Genomic DNA, 18,911 nt, shown 5'->3' on the forward strand with positions numbered 1-18,911 from the left:
GTTATTTTCATTCATTTTCAGCTGGACTTTCCTTCTATTCCCTGATGATATATACAGGTATTTTTCGCAAGACGCCCGTGCTGGAACACGAGCGCCTCGCTAATCACAATCACTATTCTCGGAGAATAGCAGTCATGACTGATACCCATTCTATTGCAGATCCGTGCGATCCAGAAGTCTCCCCGGCAAATAACCGTCACTTAACCGTAAGTTATGCGAGCCGCTTTGACGATCACCAGCATATCCCGGCGATTATCATGAAGGGCCAGTGGCTGGAAGCCGCCGGTTTTGCCACTGGCAGCAAAATCGATATTAAGGTGATGGAAGGCTGTATCGTGCTGACCGTGAAACCACCAGAGCCGGAATTAATGCATTCCCTGCGTCAGGTTAATAAACTGTCTGCACGTAAACAAAAGCAGGTACAGGAATTTATTGGTGTGATTAGCGGTAAAGCCGCAAATAAACTGCGAGCGTAACGCACTGTAATATTCGGAGCGCAACCCCTCGCGCTCCGCTGCTTATTGTTGCACAAGCGTGTACCAGAAATCGTTTATTCTGTTTTCGATGTCATCTACATGGCCAGCACCCGGCTGGCGAACAATTGCATCGACCAGCGCATCCGGGTCCAGTTTTTGCAAACTTTCAAGGCTTTCTGGCATTGCCATGGCCGCAACATCATGCCCCGCAAGCATTCCCCCCAGTCGCTCAGGCTCCCAGTCGACGCGTTCTCCCCATTCGGTATTGTCATAGAGGCGAGCGTCTTCAATCACGGCATATTCACACAGGATTTTGTAGATATCGACAGCGTCTTTATTGCTTCTGTCACCCCGGTCGCGCCAGGCAAATAATTTCAGTAACAACAAGCCAGGTAGCGAACAAAAACGAACGACACCACACTGCGGAATATCCACGGAAACGGCATGAGTCCAGGCTTCCGTAAAACCATCCACGGACATGATGATGTCCCTGTCCGGCGGCCAGGCCACTTCGTTGCCCTCGGCAATACCGCCGAAAGGGATGATATCCAGCTCAATGTCATCCCACAGTAAACGGTGCGCATTGCCTTTGACTTCCGCAGCGCCGCCCGCCAGCATCGATGCCTTTAAGGCAGTAAACTGCTCCCATGTATCAATAAAAACCGCGATATCAATATCTCGCGTATGGCGCCCGGTTTTCCTGCCGTGAACATGGGTAAGCAAAACCTCTCTGGCCGTTGCACCAGCAATAAAAAACTCACACCCTGCGACCGTACAAATGCGGTTAACCTTTTCTAACGTAGTCTGGATTTCAGCCGATAATGGCTGACTCAGCGTGTAAATATCGCTCATTGATCATCCTCGCCGTTTCTATGCTTCGGTCGTCCTGCGATGCCACCAGCTCTGCAATAGTGAGTAATGCATAGCTTTGTGTATTTATCCGAAAAGCGTTTCCCCAGAAAGTCTCGATAAGCTCATAACTTCCCTCTGGCGCAGGGCGTAATGCCAGCGTTTTCCAGCGCTCGGTGAAAGATAATGGCGTGAAGATTTTTATGGTTTCCGGGTGCAAATAACCGTCACTAAGTTCATGGCCCGCCACGTCTCCAGCCCAGCACTCTCCCGGTTGCAACACGATGTCCTGCCAGGGAATATTGCCTGCCAGGCGCATACTTTTAATCCCGGCGCGTAGAACAGACGCATATTCCTGGATCCATATCTGGTACAGCTCACTCTGGCGGGTAAAGCGGCGGCCATTACGCCCCTGCCGATACCATTTTTTATCGGCCAAATACTCGAAGCCTTTGCCAACCATACCCAGCGAAATACCGGCTAATTCAGCAATCTCTCTGTAGGTATAATTAATGATGCGTTCATCAGACAACAGCACAAAAAGCAATTTCATCACGCCAATGGACATTCGGCCGGTTTGCTTTTTTACTTTCTCACTTTTCTTCCCTGAAATATTGAGATAAAAACCGGGTACAGAGATAAATGCATTCCCGCCACTATCGATAAAATTAATCTGATTTTGCTGGCAGTATTGTTGTAATGCGGGAGTGAGATGGTCGCAAAATAGCAATACCTCCTCGGACATTTCTGCCTTTTTCCACAGCATTTTCCAGTTCATCAGCCATTCTTTGCGCGGCTGCATTTTTACACCATAGTGAAAATAGCGCGCCTGCCCGTCCGGCATATTTAAAAATAGCCCCCCGTCGCTACCGCCTTCGGGATGCTCCCCAACCTCGCCTTTCAGCGGCGGCGGCAGTTGCGCCAGAATCTCGCTCACAACACTCAGTTCGTCATTCATTTGTTCACGATTCCCCTCTTGTTCACGCTGCATGAACAAACTCATTTTATGAACAAAACTTTCTCGTGGGCAACCTCTGTTTTACTATCAGGCCCGTCATCGTCAGGGAGACAGACACCATGATTGTCACACTTTTACCTAATCGCACGGGCAGAGATTTTATTCTCGGCGATTTGCACGGTGCTTTTCCATCTTTGCAGGCGCTACTTTCACATGCCCATTTCGACGAACATCACGATCGGCTGATTGCCACAGGCGACCTGTTTGACAGAGGGCCGGCGGCACTCGACTGTCTCACGTTGCCAGATAAGCCCTGGTTCTACGCCGTTCGCGGTAATCATGAAGACGCCTTGCTGGCATGGTATTTCGCCCCTGACGCTGGCGCAAAAAAAAGGGCCGAGGAAAAGATCGCCCAGCAAGGTGGTGAGTGGTTTTTCACGCTGCACGCGTCCGCACAACACGCGCTTTGCGAGACGATTTCCCGCCTTCCGCTGGTGATTTTATTGTCCGGCCAGAACCACCGCTGGTGCGTTATCCACGGTGAAATTATCCCCGAAGTGAATGACATCAATATATTTCTGGCTTCCCTGTTTGCGGGCGATCGCCTGACGCTAAACAATTGCCTGGCCGGAAGGCGGCGACATCTGACTCGCTGCCATACGCCAGTGAAGGGCATCGATTACGTGGTGAGTGGGCACACTTCCGTCACACCAGCAAACAGACAGCAGGGGAATTGCATTAATCTTGATTTCAGCCTGCCGCCACAACATCCGGACTCTGCGCTGGGTATGCTGGAAACGGATACAAACACGCTTTACCTGTGCAATCGCAAGTACGTTGTGACGACATTGAAGGGCGTTAACTGATCTTGCTTGTTCACGTATTACCGTTGTTCACGCAGCATGAACACATAAAATCCGTGAACAAGCGATACCTTAGCCCCGCTCGCCAGTGCCCCACATCTCCCTTAACCACTCGGCGCGCTGCACAATAGCGGGGATGCCTTTCTGCTCCCAGAAACGCAGTGAGATATGGCCACTGCTCATGCCGCCGCGGCAAAAACGCGGGACATAAACGGCATCGTCATCCAGCATAGTTGAATTGGTTCGCGCGAGCACAACGTTACGCAGCAGCGCGGTCAGATCTTTTAGCGTGTCCGGCAAAGGGACACGGGATAACGATTTGCGCATCTCCATCCATAACCAGGGGTCGCCTCTGAGCCCCCAACCGGAGTGGTCCGGTGTGAGCAAATCGCCAATCGTCGCCCAACTATGTTCCAGCGGAATGCATGATTTGCATTTTTCCAGCTCCAGCAGTTGAGGTAAAAACTCATCGCGCCAGTAGTCGGTATCCACCCACCAGTTTGGGGGAATCGAGGCGTGACGTTCAAAAGGTGTTGAGAGCGGCGTTCCCGTCATCGCCATAAAGGCGGCATAAAAGCGCTCCTTCGCGCTGGACGTGGGGGAAACACACACTTCATCGCTGAGCAGCATCACCAGATTGTCCATCAGCAACTTATCGGGGTAATGCATCAATTCCGGCATGCCCTGGGCGAAAATCTTGCGCATCAACTGGGCGAGTGTTCGCGAGGCGGGGTAGAGCACAAACCGCAGATCCTCACGCTGTGCATGCTTCTTAACGGCAATGTCATACGCCGTTTGCTGCTCATGCGTCTTGAGTTGGGTATCCGCGCCGTATTGCAGCAAGCGCCCAATGATCGTTAAATCTGCACCGTGCCATGCAGCCTGATGCAGGGCGGAATAGCCTTTTTTCTGCGAAACATGATTAATCAGCGAGGGAGAGTATTCGAGGATACCCAGAACCTCACCCCACTTCCCCTGCCAGGCATTAAGAGAAAGCTGGCCTGCCGCCAGCGCCAGTGAATCGGCCATATAGACTCCTTTTGCTGTTCCGTCTTAACATCATCCTTTAGCGAGTGATTTCATTATTCGCTAAGGGGAAGGCATATATTTCCCCTTTTGAAACTTCCACCCCGACCACGACGCTGCGTGTTGGCACGCTTTGGGTTCTCGATTTAAGGATGTACTTAACAATAAATTGCCCGTCACTGGCGAAAGTATAGAAAGAGGACGGAATACACAGTTGCGCATCTTTCACTGTTAAAGGCGGCCTCAGGAAATATTTTTGTTTCGATGGCGGAATAGCGCGGGGATTAATAGAGATAAAAACAGGCTGGTAATCTTGCGCATTATGTACGGCAAAACAGACTTCATTATTTGCCGTACGTCTCACCGAGGTCGTTTCATCGGGTCTGAGCCTGTCGCCTGACCCCGGACAGCCCGTCAATGCCAGCAGGGACGCCAGTAAGAGCATACCGCGCGTTATTCCCCTTCTTAGCACCATGGAAACCCCTGCAATGTTTTTTGATATTCAGACAACATGCGGGACTCCCGGAGATCACCGTCCAGCGTCACATCGCCTCTCGCTCTTAATGCCATCCACGAAGCATAGCCGTAAGTTTTGAGAATGAAATAATCGGCAATGATTTGTGCCTGCTGTTCCATCGAATAACGTCGTAACGGCCGCCCATTTAAATGGTAGCGATAGCTGACCAGCCCACTGATTAAGCCATTTACCCGCACATACATGCCGCGATTACGCTGCCAGATATGGCTGAGTTCGTGAATAAAGATATGCTGAAAAGGATGAGACTCTCGCGAAAAATCGTTGCGGTACCATTCGCGAAAATAGAGTTCGCCATCAGGGGCCATTCCCGCACTTTGGGGCTGTAAGCCAAACGGGAAATAGCTGTCGTGATGCACCCAGATTTTGTGATATTCAAGACTGTTACCGAAGACACTTCTTGCCAGACGGATCTCGCCCGGCTGCAATAACCGCTGACTCCCTTCCCCGTCCATATACATCCTCAGATTATGACGACCTCATATATATAAACCTTACGAATGATTTTTCAATCGCCGCCGCGTGGCTTTCCTTCTTTCAACTGCAGATATCCGCACAGCATTTCCCCCAGTTCTGCTGCAAACGCGGTAATGTCCGTCTCGCTACGTGGCGCTACAGAGAAGGCTTTGCCCACCGCGCCAAGGGTGGTGGTCACCAGTTCACAGACCAGCGCCTGTTTTACTGGCGTCTCATTCGGTAGCACCTCCTGCACAAAGGTCTGAAAAATCCCCTCTCCTGCGGCTTTTGCTGCTGTTACCTCAGGGGCATCGCGATACAAGGGCGCGGCGTCATCCAGCGCGGTGCGCATCGCCGCCTCTTCACACTCCGAGCGCACAAAGGCCAGCACCAGCGAGCGCATACGCTGGAATGGCGGATGACGGGTGTCCTGCAAAATGTCCCGCAGTAGCGTGGTTGTACGCTGCCACTCTTCAAACTGGAGCTGGAAAAGAATCGCGGCCTTATTGGGAAAGTACTGATACACCGACCCGATGCTCACACCGGCACGTTCCGCCACCCGCGCGGTGGTAAATCGCGGCGCACCTTCCTCGGCTAAAACCTGAATAGCCGCCTGAAGGATTGCGGTGACCAGCGCCGTAGAACGTGCCTGACGCGGCTGTTTTCGCGAGGAAATTCGCGGGGTTGAACGCGATGTCATTCGAAGAGTCTCCAGCCAGAGGAATGCGAATAGTGAATGCGACGAATCCATCATATTCTGAATGCGAATAATTAGTCACATTTATTACTGGAGTCCTGCATGACCATGACCACCCTCACCACCGCGCCGCTGTCATTGTTACTGGAGCGTCTGTTTGCCGAGGCCGAAGCGACCACCAGCACCGCGCTGGATAATGTTTCCGAAGAAGAACAAATACGCCTTTTACAGAGCAAAACCGACTACCGGGATCTCTATGGGCGACTGAAAGATCTGTGGCTTCCGGTGTCAAAAGAGACCGGTACACTGCTGTATATGCTGGCGCGCAGTAGCAACGCGCACACCATTGTCGAGTACGGCACCTCCTTTGGGATCTCGGCGCTGCACATGGCGGCGGCACTGCGCGATAACGGCGGCGGCAGGCTGATTACCTGCGAGTTCGAGCCATCCAAAGCGGCGCGCGCACGGCAACATTTTAACCTGGGCGGGGTGAGCGATCTGATTGAGATCCGCGAAGGCGATGCGCTGGAAACCCTGCGCCAGGATCTGCCCGATACGATTGATCTGGTGCTGCTTGACGGCGCGAAATCGCTCTACCCGGAGATCCTGGATTTACTGGAACCGCGTCTGAGAAAAGGGGCGCTGATCGTCGCTGATAACGCCGATTATTACCCGCCGTATCTGGAAAAGGTCCGTTCGCCAGAAAACGGTTATTTGTCGACACCGTTTAGCGAAGATGTAGAGCTGTCTGTCTGGCTGGGGTGATGGGCTGAAAAGCCCGCCGTGTAAGGCGGGCTGCACGCGCTCATGAGAAGGGAGTTATGCGCTTTTTTGTAGCTCCCGACGCGCCAGGTCGGCAAAGAAGCCACTGCGCGATCCGTATTCCCGATGCCGCTCAACGTACGTGTCTATTTTGACTAATAAATTCTGCGGCAAGGTAATGTTCAACTTCACCGCTTTACTGTCATATTTGCTTAAATCAACATCAACATAAGCCCAAATACCGCCCTGGCAATCTTCATCATTCATATGCACGGAAATACTCTGCGCTTGCGGCACCAGTTCGCCTTTCTCGGTGACATAATCCAGATGAGCATCGATCGCACTCCAGGCATCGGCAATCGCGGCATCAATCGTGTCACCCGCGAAATAGCAGCCTGTGATGTCCGGAACAAATCCGGAGAAACTGCCGCTATCAGCCTGATGCAGATAGATCGGAAATTTCATGGTTTACCTCTATTAAGATTGAAAGGGCACCGGCCCGGTGCCGCTTAATTACATTTGTTTCAGGATCTTCTGCAATGTTCCCTTTGCAATATCCTTTTCAGGGTGAGGTACCGTAATCACATATGATACCCCCACCTTGACGAACGTGTGGTGACTCCCTTTCACCCGGTCAAGAACCCAGCCACGCTCTTGCAGTTGTTTCATGAGTTCTCTGCTTGTCATCCCTTTCGATAATGTCTCCCTTTTTACAATGCAAAGAGAGTATACCCACTACCCACACCAGCACCAATGCATTTGTAGGTATGGTGGGTATAAATGATATTCAGCGTACGTAAACATCCGGGATTTCTCCGGTGGCGCTGCGCTTACCGGGGCTACCCGTCAAAAAACACCATTCCCTTGTACGGCTTCGCGCGGCAGGCGGCCAGCCGCTGCGCGAGGTTGCCCACGTGGGCTTCCAGCTTGTGCCCGTCCGGGTCAAGAAAATAGAACGACTCCCCTTCGCTTTTGTTCTCTTTCCACGACGTCACGCCCGCCTGCGTAAGACGTGCCACAAACGCGGCGAAGTCATTTTCATCAATGCTAAACGCATAGTGGGTGTAGTCGCTCTCCTGCGAGGCGATGTAGTGCCGCTGCGCGTCCAGCGACAGGCAAAGCCACAGATCGCCACAGCTCAAGTACGCGCCGCTATCCCAGCGCGCATGCAGGGGCAGTCCCAACAGGCGATGATAAAAATCGATGCTACCGGCAATATCACTCACCGCCAGCGTCAGGTGATTCAGGCCTTTTAACATGTTGTCATCTCAGTAGAAATTAAAGGCAGTCGAGTAAGTGTTGTCGCAACCACTGGTGCGCCGGGTCACGATGCAGACGTTCATGCCAGAGCATCAGCATATCGAACCCCGGCAGCGGCACGGGCGGGTCCACCACCTGCAAGGCCCCAGCCTTTTTCACCAGACGTTCCGGCAATACGGCCACAAGATCGCTGGTCGCCAGCGCCTCCAGCATAAACAAAAAATGGGGTACGGAAAGAACGACGCGCCGTGAAAGCCCACTTTTTGCCAGTACCTCATCGGTTATCGCGCTAAAGCCCCCGCCTTCCGGCGACACAATCACATGTTCCAGCTTGCAGAACTGCGCCAGCGTCGGGCGCCGTTTTAAGGCCGGATGGTTCAGTCGCCCGGCCAGTACATAGCGCTCGGTAAACAGCAGTCGCTGGTGCAGGGCAGGCGGCGACCCTTCGCGAGTATGAAAGATCAGATCGACATCGCCCTGCTCCGCCTGGCGCAAAATCTGCGCGGGGTTCAACTCGAACAGCGCCAACCGGGTGCCGGGTGCAGCGGCCCGCAGGCTGTTGAGTGCCGGGAGCACCACGGCGGACTCGGTGTAATCCGTGGCGGCGATCTTCCAGGTCAGATCGGCGCTTGCCGGGTCAAAGGCGCTACCGGATGACACAGCGCTTTCCAGCGCATCAAGCGCCCGTCGTAACGGCACCCGCAGTTCATCGGCGCGGGCGGTCGGTTGCATGCCGCGTGGTCCTGGCAGCAACAGCGGGTCAGCAAAAATCTCCCGCAGGCGGGCGAGCTGCACGCTGACCGAGGGCTGCGACAAATTGAGCCGCTGCGCGGCCCGCGTCACGTTAAGCTCAGTCAGCAGTACATCCAGCGTCGCTAACAGGTTCAAATCGATACGACGAAAATTAACCATGACTATACCTGCAATAACAGTAATTAATTTCTACTATACCTCTTCATTCACTACCGTGGGGGGACTTTCCCCATACCAGGTACATACGATGAATGTTTTGATGGTTTATGCCCATCCCGAATCCCACTCCCTGAACGGCGCGCTCAATAACTTTGCTGTTTCACATCTGGAAAATGCCGGGCACCACGTGCAGGTTTCCGATCTCTACGCCATGAACTGGAAATCACAGCTGGATGCCGACGACACGCTCGCCCCGCTGGCAGGTGACCATTTCCACCCGTCAATGGATTCAAAACAGGCCTTTGAGCAGGGTTTGCAGAGTGCGGATATTGCCGCCGAGCAGGAGAAATTACGTTGGGCGGACGCGGTCATTTTCCAGTTCCCGCTCTGGTGGTTTTCGATGCCTGCCATTATGAAAGGGTGGTTCGACCGGGTTTATGCGTACGGATTTGCCTATGGTGTGGGTGAACACAGCGACACTCACTGGGGCGATCGCTATGGCGAGGGAAACCTGTCAGGTAAACGGGCAATGTTGCTGGTGACGACGGGTGGCTGGGAATCACACTATAGCCCGCGCGGAATCAACGGCCCTATCGACGATATTCTGTTCCCTATCCAGCACGGGATGCTGTTTTATCCGGGTTTCGAGGTGTTGCCGCCGCTGGTGATTTATCGCACCAGCAAAACAGATGATAAGAAATATGCCGCGTATTGCCAGCAACTGGCACACCGTCTGGACACGCTCTGGCAGGTAGAACCGCTGCCTTTCCGGCAGCAAAACGCGGGGGATTATGTGATTCCCGCGCTGACGTTACGCGAGGATATTGCGCCTGGTGAAGGCGGGTTTGGCGTACATATGAAGTCGTAATGCAGCCAGAAGAATAACCCGGATGCGGCTGCGCCTTATCCGGGCTACCACCACACCTTCGTAGCCCCGGCAAGCGTCAGCGCCACCGGGGGGTTCCCGGAGGCGGCTGCGCCTTATCCGGGCTACCACCGCACTTCGTAGCCTCGGTAAGCGGCAGCGCCACCGGGGGTGTTCCCGGAGGCGTCGTTGCCTTATCCGGGCTACCACCGCGCCTTCGTAGCCCCGGTAAGCGACAGCGCCACCGGGGGTGTTCAGGATGCGCCTTATTCCGGCTCTTTAACCTGGGCGACAAACGATGGGAGATCCCAGGTACCGCCAGCACGAACATAGCGGCACATACCGGTGGTGGATTCGCTGCTCTGGGTGAACGCTTTACCGTCCCACACCCACTCAGCGGATGCCCAGCAGTCACCAATGCCACGACCGCGCTGCCCCAGCGAAATCAGGCCATCGCTGTAATCCGAAGCGGAGTCGGTCACCAGCACCGGTTCGCCCGCAAGTTTGCTGTCGATAACCCAGAAGCCATAGCCTTCGTTATAGGCCGCGCGCCAGCAGAGCGTGGAAATCAGCGCGTGGGTATCGTCCAGCGGCGTCAGGCTGATATCGTTATCCCCCTCATCCGCCTGCGGGTCCGGCGATTTCAGACGCTCGCAATTGGTGTCTTTGGGTAAAGAGGCAATCAATTTAGGCTTAAGCGCGGCAACCTCCGTTTCATTGAGCACACGTTCTTGCGCATCGCTGACTTTGGCTGCCTGAATCACCGGAGGCTCTTTCGCCGCCGGTACACCGCTTTCCGGTTTATCACCTTTCTTCACCAGCGCGCCGGGGGTGTCCAGACGCCCCTGCACATCATCCATCTTCAGCAGCACCGCTGTCGCGCCATCACCAGACAGCTCGAATGGTTTTGCACCGCCTTTAAACTCCACTTTGCCGCTGCCTTTTACCGCCTCGATCAGCGCCTGGGTCTGCGCGGGCGATAACCGCCAGGTATCGCTGTCTTCCGGCTCGACTTCACCGATCTCTTTGTCATCAATCCACAGGACCAGTTTGGGCTGCGGCGAGGTCTCATCAGATTCCATTTCCGCAAGCACAACATCGACAACCAGCGGCGTATTCGCACCGGCTTTACGCACCAGCAGTACCGACCCGCTGGCCTCTTCTTCCTTGCTATAACCCGCAGCGCGACAGGTCAGCGTGTTATCACAAACGACTTCCCAATCTTTGTGGTTAAACGTGGTGCTATTGTTTTCTGCCATTACCGGCGCACTGAGCGTCGCTATCATCACCAGTGCGGCTTTATAACTCTTATTCATGCCGTTTCTCCGTATTCACCATCGCCGACAGTGTGAAGAATTTAGCGCATTCGGAGAAGTGAAATTTTTTCTACGGTGAAAGGAAATAACGTGGATTTGATCCCCCTCGCACAGGAAGGGGATCGGGAGAGGGGTAATTAATCCAGTTTCAGGTCGCCGTAGCTGTTTACTACGCGGGAGACAATGCCGTAATCAATCGCTTCTTGCGGGTTCATCCAGTAGTTGCGGTCAGTGTCTTGTTTCACTTTCTCTACCGGTTGCCCGGTCGCATCGGCGATAAGACGGTTCACACGCTCCAGCATACGGATGATCTCTTTCGCTTCGATCTCAATATCGCTCGCCTGGCCACGTACGCCGCCCAGCGGTTGATGGATCATAAAGCGGGTGTTCGGCAGCGCGTAGCGGTGCTCTTTTTTCGCCGCCAGGAAAATGGTGATCCCGGCGCTCGCCACCCAGCCAGTGCCAATGATATGCACTTCCGGCTTGATGAATTTAATGATGTCGTGAATGGTATCCGCAGCTTCTACATGGCCGCCCTGGCTGTTCAGGTAAATTTTGATCGGCGCATCGCTGATCCCCTGCAATAGCAGCAGTTGGGTCACCACTTTTTCGGTCAGCGTCTGGTTAATCTCACCGGAGATAATGATCGAGCGCGAATCCAGCAACTTCTGCTGCATCATCTGCGTGACGTTGCCGCCTTCGTTCTCTTTTTTATCGTCGTCTTTACTGCCCATGTAATGCATGGTGAATCCCCCGTAGTGATAATGGCATTAAGTATAGTCTACGCCATAAAAGGCGGAAAATAACAAGATGTTATCTCCGCACTTTTGGGGGATCAATAACCCAGATCGTCACGACGCAACCCCAGGTCTTTCAGTTGCTCATCGCTGAGATTCTGCAAAATTATCCGCGTCTTACGCCGTTCCCATTTTCGTTTCACCCAATGCCACAGTTGTACGAACCCGACAAACGGTCGTTTCGGTCTATTTTCAAAGAATTCCATCGCGTCTCTCCTCACCAGAACAGAGCCCTATTTTCTCTGGAATTCCTGTATGCAATACAGACGCAGAAATTACTTTTCTTTAACATACAGATCGCCTACAACTGTATCTGAACGGCATTTTTCTCCGCCATCTGTACTGGTTTTATAATCTGTATGGTGGCAACAAATGATACAGCATGACACGTTATGAAAATCTGGCCACCTTACTGGCGGAGCGCATTGAGCAAGGCCTCTACCGTCACGGCGAGAAATTGCCGTCAGTCAGGAATCTGAGCCAGGAACACGGTGTGAGCATCAGCACCGTACAGCAGGCGTATCAGGTGCTGGAAAACCTGCAGTTGATCACCCCGCAGCCGCGCTCGGGCTATTTTGTCGCCCCGCGCAAAGCCAAACCGCCGGTGCCCGCCATATCTCGCCCTGTTCAGCGCCCGGTAGACGTAACGCAATGGGATGAGGTGCTGACACTGCTGGATGCCCGTTCGGACAAAGAGATGCTCAACTTTGGCGGCGGCGCGCCGGACATTTCCCAGCCAACATTAAAACCGCTGTGGCGCGAGATGGCGCGACTGGTGCAACACAACCAGTGTGACATTCTGAGTTACGACGCCCTGCAAGGACGGCGCGAACTGCGCGAGCAGATTTCCCGCCTGATGGTTGATGGCGGTACGGTGGTGGATCCGGAGGATATCGTCATCACCAACGGCTGCCACGGCGCGCTGAGCATTGCCCTGCTTTCGGTCTGTAAACCGGGCGATATCGTGGCCGTGGAATCGCCTTCCTACTATGGCACCATGCAGTTATTGCGTGGTTTCGGCATCAAAGTGATGGAGATCCCCACCGATCCGGAAACCGGGATCAGTATTGAGGCACTGGAACTTGCGCTGGAACAGTGGCCGATCAAAGGGGTGATCCTCGTACCCAGTTGCAGCAACCCGCAGGGCTCGATCATGCCGGATGCGCGCAAAAAAGCGATACTGGCGCTGGCGCAGCGCCATGACATTGTCATTTTCGAAGACGATATCTATGGCGAACTCGTCACCGACTATCCCCGCCCGCGCACCATTAAATCTTTTGATATCGATGGCCGCGTGTTGCTGTGCAGCTCGTTTACCAAATCGGTCGCGCCGGGGCTGCGTGTGGGCTGGATTGTACCGGGGCGCTATCGCGATCGGGTACTGCATATGAAATATGCCGCTATCGGCAGCACAGTGCCTACTAATCAGTTGGCGATGGCGGCGTTTATTCGCGACGGCCACTACCATCGCCATATTCGCCGGATGCGCCAGTTTTATCAGCAGCACCTGGAAACCTATACCTGTTGGATCCGCCAGTATTTTCCCTGTGGAATTTGCGTCACGCGGCCAAAAGGCGGGTATATGCTGTGGGTTGAATTGCCGGAAGGGGTGGATATGATCTGTGTGTCGCGCCAGCTCTGTCGACTGAAAATCCAGACGGCGCCGGGTTCGCTGTTTTCGGCATCAGGAAAATACCGCAATTGCCTGCGCATCAACTGCGCCCTGCCGCTCACCGAACGGTATCGAGAGGCCATTGCGAAGCTGGGCGAAGCAATTCATATCGCGATGGAAGAGAGTTAATCTCCCTTTCGCTCAGGGTGTTGCGATTATCCCCGGTGGCGCTCACGCTTACCGGGGCTACCAAACCACCGTACCTGCGGCATCGTAGCCGGGTAAGGCGCGGCCGCGCCGCCACCCGGGAGTCTCCATACATTCGTTTTCCTCCCCGGTGGCGCTCACGCTTACCGGGGCTACCAAATCACCGCACCTGAAGCATCGTAGCCCGGGTAAGGCGCGGCCGCGCCGCCACCCGGGAGTCTCAATACACTCCGTTTTCCTCCCCGGTGGCGCTCACGCTTACCGGGGCTACCAAATCACCGCACCTGCGGCATCGTAGCCCGGGTAAGGCGCGGCCGCGTCGCCACCCGGGACGACTCACGATCAGAACGTATACGACACGCTGCCCACGATGCTGCGCTCGGCACCAAAGTAGCAATAAGAGAGCGAGTTACAGGCGGCGATATAGCTCTTGTCCGTCAGGTTATTGACGTTAACCTGCGCACTCAGCCCTTTCAGGCCCACCTTCGACAGATCATAGCCGACCGCCAGATCCACCAGCGTATACGACGGCAGCGTATGCGTATTCTGGCGATCCGAGGTAATACCATTCACATAACGCACGCCGGAACCGACGGTCAGGCCATCCAGCGGGCCGCTTTTCACATCGTAGCTCAGCCAGGCGCTGGCCTGGTTACGCGGTGCGTAGACGGCGCGCTTGCCCTGCTCTTCCGGGCTGCTCTTCTTGTAACGGATATCGGTATAGGTATAGGCCGCCTGCAGGCGCAGGCTATCCGTTAACTGACCCACTGCTTCCAGCTCCACCCCTTCGGATTCGATCTCGCCGATAGAACGGTACGGATCGGTTGGCTCTTCTTTGGTGGCAATATTCTTCTGGTTGATACGGAACACCGAGGCGCTGTACATCGCCTGCGTTCCTTCTGGCTCAAATTTCAGCCCGGCCTCCCACTGTTTTCCCTTCATCGGCTGCAGGATCTTGCCGTTTTCATCGGTAAAGCTGGTCGGCGTGAACGCGGTCGAGTAGCTGACATACGGGGCAAAACCGTTATCGAACAGATACAGCAATGCCGCGCGGCTGCTGTAATGACCTTGATCCAGGGTATCGCTGGTATCATTGAGCTTGTTAACGTTAGTGACCTTCACCTGATCGTGGCGGCCACCCAGCGTCAGACGCCACTTATTGAGTGACATCTGATCCTGCACGTAGATCCCCGTCTGCTCCAGCTTATGCTTCTCGCTGCTGTACTGGGTGATGTAATCCGGATCTGCGCCATACACCGGGTTAAACGCATCGATCGCCGGGAATGCGCCGTAGTAACCGGCCACATTATTGCTGCGCCGCTGGTAATCCACGCCCATCAGCAGGCGATGGTTTACCGGGCCGGTCTCCACGCTGCCGTCCAGTTGATTGTCGAGCGTGATGGCATTCATCTTCTCATCAGAGCCGGAATAGCCGCGGTTCAGTTCGGTATCATTCAGCCAGCCTGCCGCATACACCTGGTTCAGGTTCACTTTGGTGTGCAAATAGCGCAATTTCTGGCGCACCGACCAGCCGCTGTCAAAGGCATGCTCGAAATTGTAGCCAACCATATTTTCGCGGCGGTCGTACTTGTCGTAATCGTCTTCCCCTTCATAGAAGGTATTGGAAATTTTCTGCCCGGCATGGGGGACAACGGTGCCTTCATACGGTAAGCCCGAGTGGCTGCCGCCTTCCGGATCGCGATGCAGATAGGCCATCAGATCGAGACGCGTGGTGTCGGTGATACGCCAGGTCAGACTCGGCATCAGGGCATAACGCTCTTCTTTGAGCGGATCAAACTGTGAGTCCGCATAGCGGGTCATGCCGGTTAAACGCACGGCAACGCGGTCGTTATCATCCACCGGGCCGGTCACATCAAAGGCCGCGCCGCGCTGGTTGTTATTCCCGGCGAACAGTTTGACTTCGCCCCCCGCGTCAAACGACGGTTTGCGGGTGTTCAGCGCCACAATTCCGCCTGGCGAAGAGCGACCATAGAGTACGGAAGCCGGGCCGCGCACCACTTCGATGCTGTCGAGAAACCACGGGTCCACCACCAGCGAACTGTGCGAGTTGGTGTCACCCATCATTTTCAGGCCGTCGAGATAGATATTATCCAGGCTGCCGTCGGAGAAGCCGCGCAAAACGATGTAATCAAAGCGATTGGAGGCGCCAATCTGGTTGGCATAGACCCCCGGCGTGTAGCCCACCGCCTGGCGCACGCTGGTGGCCCCCTGCTCTTCATACTGCTGGCGCGTCACAATAGAGACCGACTGCGGGGTTTCGATATCCGGCGTTTCCAGCTTGGTTGCGCCGCTTTGCATTTGTGAGGTCACCACCACCGTCTCTTCTTTTGTCGACGTGGTGTCCTGTGCCAGGACTACCGCGCTAAATCCACCCGTAATACAGCCAATCATCAGCGCCAGTCGCGTTTTTGCGAACATGAAAATCTCCAGAAGCCGTTTTTATTGTAAATAAGAATTATTACCCTTTTGCCGACGGTGGCAGCTATGCGCAATGACAAGAGACGTATGCACGGTGACAAAACGCATCACCACTATGGAACTTTGGTCTACAGGCCCGTGGACGACCGGATAAAGAACGGGGATTAACAGGCGTGGCGCGCCTCTCCGGGGGTAATGCCATAGCGACGGCGAAAGGCGGTAGAAAAATTGGTGGCATGCTGATATCCCGACATCCATGCAGCCTGTTGTACGCTGTACCCCTGTGCCAGATAGCGGCGGGCCAGCTCCAGACGGCAATCGCGAAGATAATCAAACACCGAGTGACCATAGGCCTGGCGAAACTTGGTCCGCAGGCTGCTGCTGCTCATGGCTGCCAGTTGGGCCAGTTCCGTGAGGGTGTACTCTTTCTCCGGCTGCTGCTCCAGCAAGCGACGCACGGTTTCGAGCCGATGTTGTTCGCCGCTGGGGGCATGGCGGGAGGTGTGGTTTTGCAGGCGCTGTGACAGGCCGTGACCTAACAGTTGTAGCATGACGCCTTCGAGCATTAACTGGCGCGACAGCACAGGTTGGCTGGACTGCTGGATGTATTGCAGGCCAGAGAGCAAAAAGCCCGGCACCTGCCATAAGAAGGTTGGCGCCCCGCCGTTTTCCCACTGCTGAAGCAACACAGAGAGCAGCGGCGATTGCCAGCAGCGCGCCGGGTCTACGCCCAGCGAAAGCGTGCGTAAGTGGTAGTCGGCAAGATGTACGGCGTTCATCACCTGCTGCTCGCCAAGGCGCGAGGTAAAGGCCATACCGGAGCGCACCACAAATTCCTGACCGTTGACGCGCAGCATCACGCTGCCTTCCAGCACCACCAGCATATAGAGCGGGCAGCTATGCAAGGAGGTGGTTTCATAGGGTTGCAGGATGCGAATATCTGAGCTGGTGAGGTTGAGACCGGATGAGAACGACATCTCTTCGACATCGCCCTGAATCACAATGTGTTTTTCTTTACTGACGTCGCGGCAGGCAGAGAGTGACGGGAAGCGATAATCAATGCCGTAGCGTTCGCCGAACCCGATAAAATCTTCAACGGAAAAGTGTCTTTTTTGCATAGCGGGCAGCCATTGTGATCCTGTCCAATGTTCAACATTCCACCGGGGATGCGCGAAAATTTCCGGGTCGACGCCCTGAAAAACGCCTACAGATTACCATTGCCCCCGCCAGGCGGCAATAATATTGAGAATTGTTCTCACCTTTAGAACAACCCCGAATGCGTTTTCTTCCTCTCCCTCAGGGGTGAGGGATCCCCAGTAATATTACGTTTTACAGCGATAACACCGCGTAATGAGAATAAAACCGTTACAGCGATGACAGGGTCCGGCTGAAAATCGATGAGGCGTTGACGGCTGACCGGGGCCGCCCGCAGGGATGCGGGCGGAGGGGATAGCCTGCAAGGACGCAGGCTGGTCCCCGACCCGAAAGTCAGACGGCATAAGGCGAGTGGACCGCGAAGCGGCGATTTTCCTGGCCGGGAGCCCGGGTCGCCAGGGTGGTGGCGGTGAGCCACCCTGGCACGTTCACGGGTTCTGATGTAACAAAGAAACAATGAACATGAAGTGAACGGAATGACCACCAGCGCCGTATTTTCCCCCTCACCCTGGCCCTCTCTCTTGTACGGTCCGGAGACATGGTAGACAGGTGTTCGGGGACATGGTGAACACTTTTTAACACCCTTTCCCCATGATGATCGACCTCTTTTTCAGGTCGATCATCCCCACTTTCGTGCTGTACCACCACACCTCATAGCAGCCATCTTCTGCCGTTTCACGCAGGCCCACATATTCACCCCTGAACGCTTTCCCTGCACTCAGGCTCACTCCTTTTATGCTCAGCTTCCCGCTCACATCCACCTTCCTCACCTGCACGCCCTCATCATAGTCCGGCGGCTGAACCGCCCCGCTGTACTGCCGCGATGACGGCTGATAACGTGACGCCGGGACCCCCATGTCCAGCGCTTCATGTGGACGCTCCAGGTTGTAGACCGCGCGCCAGTCGTCGAACACCTGCTGTAACTGGCTGGCGTCCGTGAACCACCGGCCCTGCAGCACTTCGGCCTTCAGGCTGCGGTGAAAACGTTCCAGCTTGCCCTGCGTCTGCGGATGGTAAGGCCGCGAATGTCCCACCCGGATACCCTGGCGCATCAGCCACAGCTCCAGCGCGGTCCAGCTTCCTGTGGTGTCGCCCCAGGGCGCGCCGTTATCCATCGTCATCCGCGCCGGCAGACCGTAACGTTCAAACACCCTCACCAGCTGTTGCCGGACGGTTGTGAGCCGTTCATCAGGACAGTGTGCGAGGCAGAGCGAGAACCGGGAATGGTCATCCAGCAGGGTGAGCGGGTGGCAGCGGCCACCGGCAAAAGGAAAGTGACCTTTAAAATCCATCTGCCAGAGCTGGTTGGGCGCACTGTGTTCGAAGCGTCCGGTGGCAGGAATGCCGGGTGTGCCTCCCGGCAGCAGGCCGTGGCGGGCCATCAGGTTGTGCACGGTGCTGAACGCGGGCAGAACGTGTCCGCGGTCCTCAAGCCAGCGCTTAATCTTGCGGGCGCCCCAGCGCTCATGGGCGCAGTGGGCCATGCGCAGCAGGTCCGTCACACGGTCATCGGTTCGCCGGGGCGAATGGAGAGGCGCACGGGAACGGTCAGCAAGACCGGCGGCGCCTTCCTCAGTCCAGCGGCGAAGCCACTTGTAGCCGGTGGACGGCGAAATGTTGAAATGACGGCAGAGTGCCCGGAGGTTCGCCCCGTCCTGCGAGGCAAACAGTACAAACTCAGAACGTAATGACATGGTATCTCTCGCATCCCAGGGCATAAGCGACT

General features: G+C 55.1%; 21 protein-coding genes. 5 read left to right on the top strand and 16 right to left on the bottom strand.

What is annotated here, in order from left to right:
- Window positions 1-134: 134 nt before the first annotated feature.
- Window positions 135-476, top strand: coding sequence for an endoribonuclease SymE (gene symE / locus AB182_RS22120; RefSeq protein ID WP_047371975.1), 342 nt, complete (start codon window positions 135-137; stop codon window positions 474-476).
- Between the two features lie 42 nt (window positions 477-518).
- Here symE and AB182_RS22125 read toward each other — a convergent pair whose 3' ends face one another.
- The gene (locus tag AB182_RS22125; protein WP_047371976.1) at window positions 519-1,328 is read right to left on the bottom strand and encodes a nucleotidyl transferase AbiEii/AbiGii toxin family protein; all 810 of its coding nucleotides are present in this window, start codon (window positions 1,326-1,328) and stop codon (window positions 519-521) included.
- A complete protein-coding gene (locus AB182_RS22130) occupies window positions 1,288-2,316 on the bottom strand; it encodes a type IV toxin-antitoxin system AbiEi family antitoxin (protein ID WP_052958905.1) in 1,029 nt (342 codons plus the stop codon). The genes AB182_RS22125 and AB182_RS22130 overlap by 41 nt, the downstream gene beginning before the upstream one ends.
- 86 nt (window positions 2,317-2,402) lie before the next feature.
- On the opposite strand from AB182_RS22130, the gene AB182_RS22135 reads away from it, so the two are divergent.
- A complete protein-coding gene (locus AB182_RS22135) occupies window positions 2,403-3,149 on the top strand; it encodes a metallophosphoesterase (RefSeq protein ID WP_047371977.1) in 747 nt (248 codons plus the stop codon).
- Between the two features lie 69 nt (window positions 3,150-3,218).
- Here the strand turns inward: AB182_RS22135 and AB182_RS32710 are convergent, their stop codons facing one another.
- From AB182_RS32710 to AB182_RS22155, 4 genes are read right to left on the bottom strand one after another with little or no spacing between them, the layout of a single operon-like run.
- Complete coding sequence (locus AB182_RS32710; RefSeq protein ID WP_167337902.1) at window positions 3,219-4,175, bottom strand: ankyrin repeat domain-containing protein; 957 nt, start codon at window positions 4,173-4,175, stop codon at window positions 3,219-3,221.
- Window positions 4,176-4,212: 37 nt separating this feature from the next.
- Complete coding sequence (locus AB182_RS22145; protein ID WP_047371978.1) at window positions 4,213-4,647, bottom strand: putative T6SS immunity periplasmic lipoprotein; 435 nt, start codon at window positions 4,645-4,647, stop codon at window positions 4,213-4,215.
- Window positions 4,638-5,162, bottom strand: a complete 525-nt coding sequence (locus AB182_RS22150) for a hypothetical protein (protein WP_047371979.1) — start codon at window positions 5,160-5,162, stop codon at window positions 4,638-4,640. The genes AB182_RS22145 and AB182_RS22150 overlap by 10 nt, the downstream gene beginning before the upstream one ends.
- Before the next feature lie 53 nt (window positions 5,163-5,215).
- On the bottom strand, window positions 5,216-5,863 hold the full coding sequence (locus AB182_RS22155; RefSeq protein ID WP_047371980.1) for a TetR family transcriptional regulator: 648 nt from the start codon (window positions 5,861-5,863) through the stop codon (window positions 5,216-5,218).
- A gap of 99 nt (window positions 5,864-5,962) precedes the next feature.
- Between AB182_RS22155 and AB182_RS22160 the strand changes: the two genes are divergently transcribed.
- Complete coding sequence (locus AB182_RS22160) at window positions 5,963-6,625, top strand: O-methyltransferase (RefSeq protein ID WP_327078451.1); 663 nt, start codon at window positions 5,963-5,965, stop codon at window positions 6,623-6,625.
- Between the two features lie 54 nt (window positions 6,626-6,679).
- On the opposite strand, the gene AB182_RS22165 is transcribed toward AB182_RS22160, so the two are convergent.
- The 4 genes from AB182_RS22165 to AB182_RS22175 form a co-directional block, all read right to left on the bottom strand.
- The gene (locus tag AB182_RS22165) at window positions 6,680-7,087 is read right to left on the bottom strand and encodes a type II toxin-antitoxin system HicB family antitoxin (RefSeq protein WP_047371981.1); all 408 of its coding nucleotides are present in this window, start codon (window positions 7,085-7,087) and stop codon (window positions 6,680-6,682) included.
- Between the two features lie 48 nt (window positions 7,088-7,135).
- Window positions 7,136-7,291, bottom strand: coding sequence for a type II toxin-antitoxin system HicA family toxin (locus tag AB182_RS30980; protein ID WP_380081252.1), 156 nt, complete (start codon window positions 7,289-7,291; stop codon window positions 7,136-7,138).
- 170 nt (window positions 7,292-7,461) lie between these two features.
- Window positions 7,462-7,881 (bottom strand): FosA family fosfomycin resistance glutathione transferase, encoded by a 420-nt coding sequence (locus AB182_RS22170; RefSeq protein WP_047371982.1) that lies wholly within the window; start codon window positions 7,879-7,881, stop codon window positions 7,462-7,464.
- A 19-nt stretch (window positions 7,882-7,900) separates the two neighbouring features.
- Entirely contained in the window at window positions 7,901-8,794 is an 894-nt protein-coding gene (locus AB182_RS22175; protein WP_047371983.1) for a LysR family transcriptional regulator, read from the bottom strand.
- An 88-nt stretch (window positions 8,795-8,882) separates the two neighbouring features.
- On the opposite strand from AB182_RS22175, the gene AB182_RS22180 reads away from it, so the two are divergent.
- Window positions 8,883-9,662: an NAD(P)H-dependent oxidoreductase gene (locus AB182_RS22180; protein WP_047371984.1), complete on the top strand. Its 780-nt coding sequence runs from the start codon at window positions 8,883-8,885 to the stop codon at window positions 9,660-9,662.
- 263 nt (window positions 9,663-9,925) lie between these two features.
- On the opposite strand, the gene AB182_RS22185 is transcribed toward AB182_RS22180, so the two are convergent.
- From AB182_RS22185 to AB182_RS30985, 3 genes are all read right to left on the bottom strand, one after another.
- The gene (locus AB182_RS22185; RefSeq protein ID WP_047371985.1) at window positions 9,926-10,975 is read right to left on the bottom strand and encodes a DUF1176 domain-containing protein; all 1,050 of its coding nucleotides are present in this window, start codon (window positions 10,973-10,975) and stop codon (window positions 9,926-9,928) included.
- 137 nt (window positions 10,976-11,112) lie between these two features.
- Window positions 11,113-11,718 (bottom strand): ATP-dependent Clp protease proteolytic subunit, encoded by a 606-nt coding sequence (locus tag AB182_RS22190; RefSeq protein ID WP_047371986.1) that lies wholly within the window; start codon window positions 11,716-11,718, stop codon window positions 11,113-11,115.
- Window positions 11,719-11,810: 92 nt separating this feature from the next.
- Window positions 11,811-11,978, bottom strand: a complete 168-nt coding sequence (locus tag AB182_RS30985; RefSeq protein WP_071845934.1) for a DUF1127 domain-containing protein — start codon at window positions 11,976-11,978, stop codon at window positions 11,811-11,813.
- A gap of 176 nt (window positions 11,979-12,154) precedes the next feature.
- Here AB182_RS30985 and AB182_RS22195 point away from each other — a divergent pair, with 176 nt between their 5' ends.
- The gene (locus AB182_RS22195; RefSeq protein ID WP_047371987.1) at window positions 12,155-13,573 is read left to right on the top strand and encodes an aminotransferase-like domain-containing protein; all 1,419 of its coding nucleotides are present in this window, start codon (window positions 12,155-12,157) and stop codon (window positions 13,571-13,573) included.
- A gap of 360 nt (window positions 13,574-13,933) precedes the next feature.
- On the opposite strand, the gene foxA is transcribed toward AB182_RS22195, so the two are convergent.
- The 3 genes from foxA to AB182_RS22210 all read right to left on the bottom strand — a co-directional run bounded on the left by foxA (window position 13,934) and on the right by AB182_RS22210 (window position 18,903).
- Window positions 13,934-16,030 carry a ferrioxamine B receptor FoxA gene (gene foxA, locus AB182_RS22200; protein WP_047371988.1) on the bottom strand — a complete coding sequence of 699 codons (2,097 nt, stop codon included), beginning with the start codon at window positions 16,028-16,030 and terminating at the stop codon, window positions 13,934-13,936.
- A gap of 164 nt (window positions 16,031-16,194) precedes the next feature.
- On the bottom strand, window positions 16,195-17,148 hold the full coding sequence (locus AB182_RS22205) for an AraC family transcriptional regulator (RefSeq protein WP_047371989.1): 954 nt from the start codon (window positions 17,146-17,148) through the stop codon (window positions 16,195-16,197).
- 612 nt (window positions 17,149-17,760) lie between these two features.
- Entirely contained in the window at window positions 17,761-18,903 is a 1,143-nt protein-coding gene (locus AB182_RS22210; protein WP_047371990.1) for an IS481 family transposase, read from the bottom strand.
- Window positions 18,904-18,911: the final 8 nt, after the last annotated feature.

It is taken from the genome of Phytobacter ursingii, assembly GCF_001022135.1.
In the GTDB taxonomy this organism is placed as follows: Bacteria; Pseudomonadota; Gammaproteobacteria; order Enterobacterales; family Enterobacteriaceae; genus Phytobacter; species Phytobacter ursingii.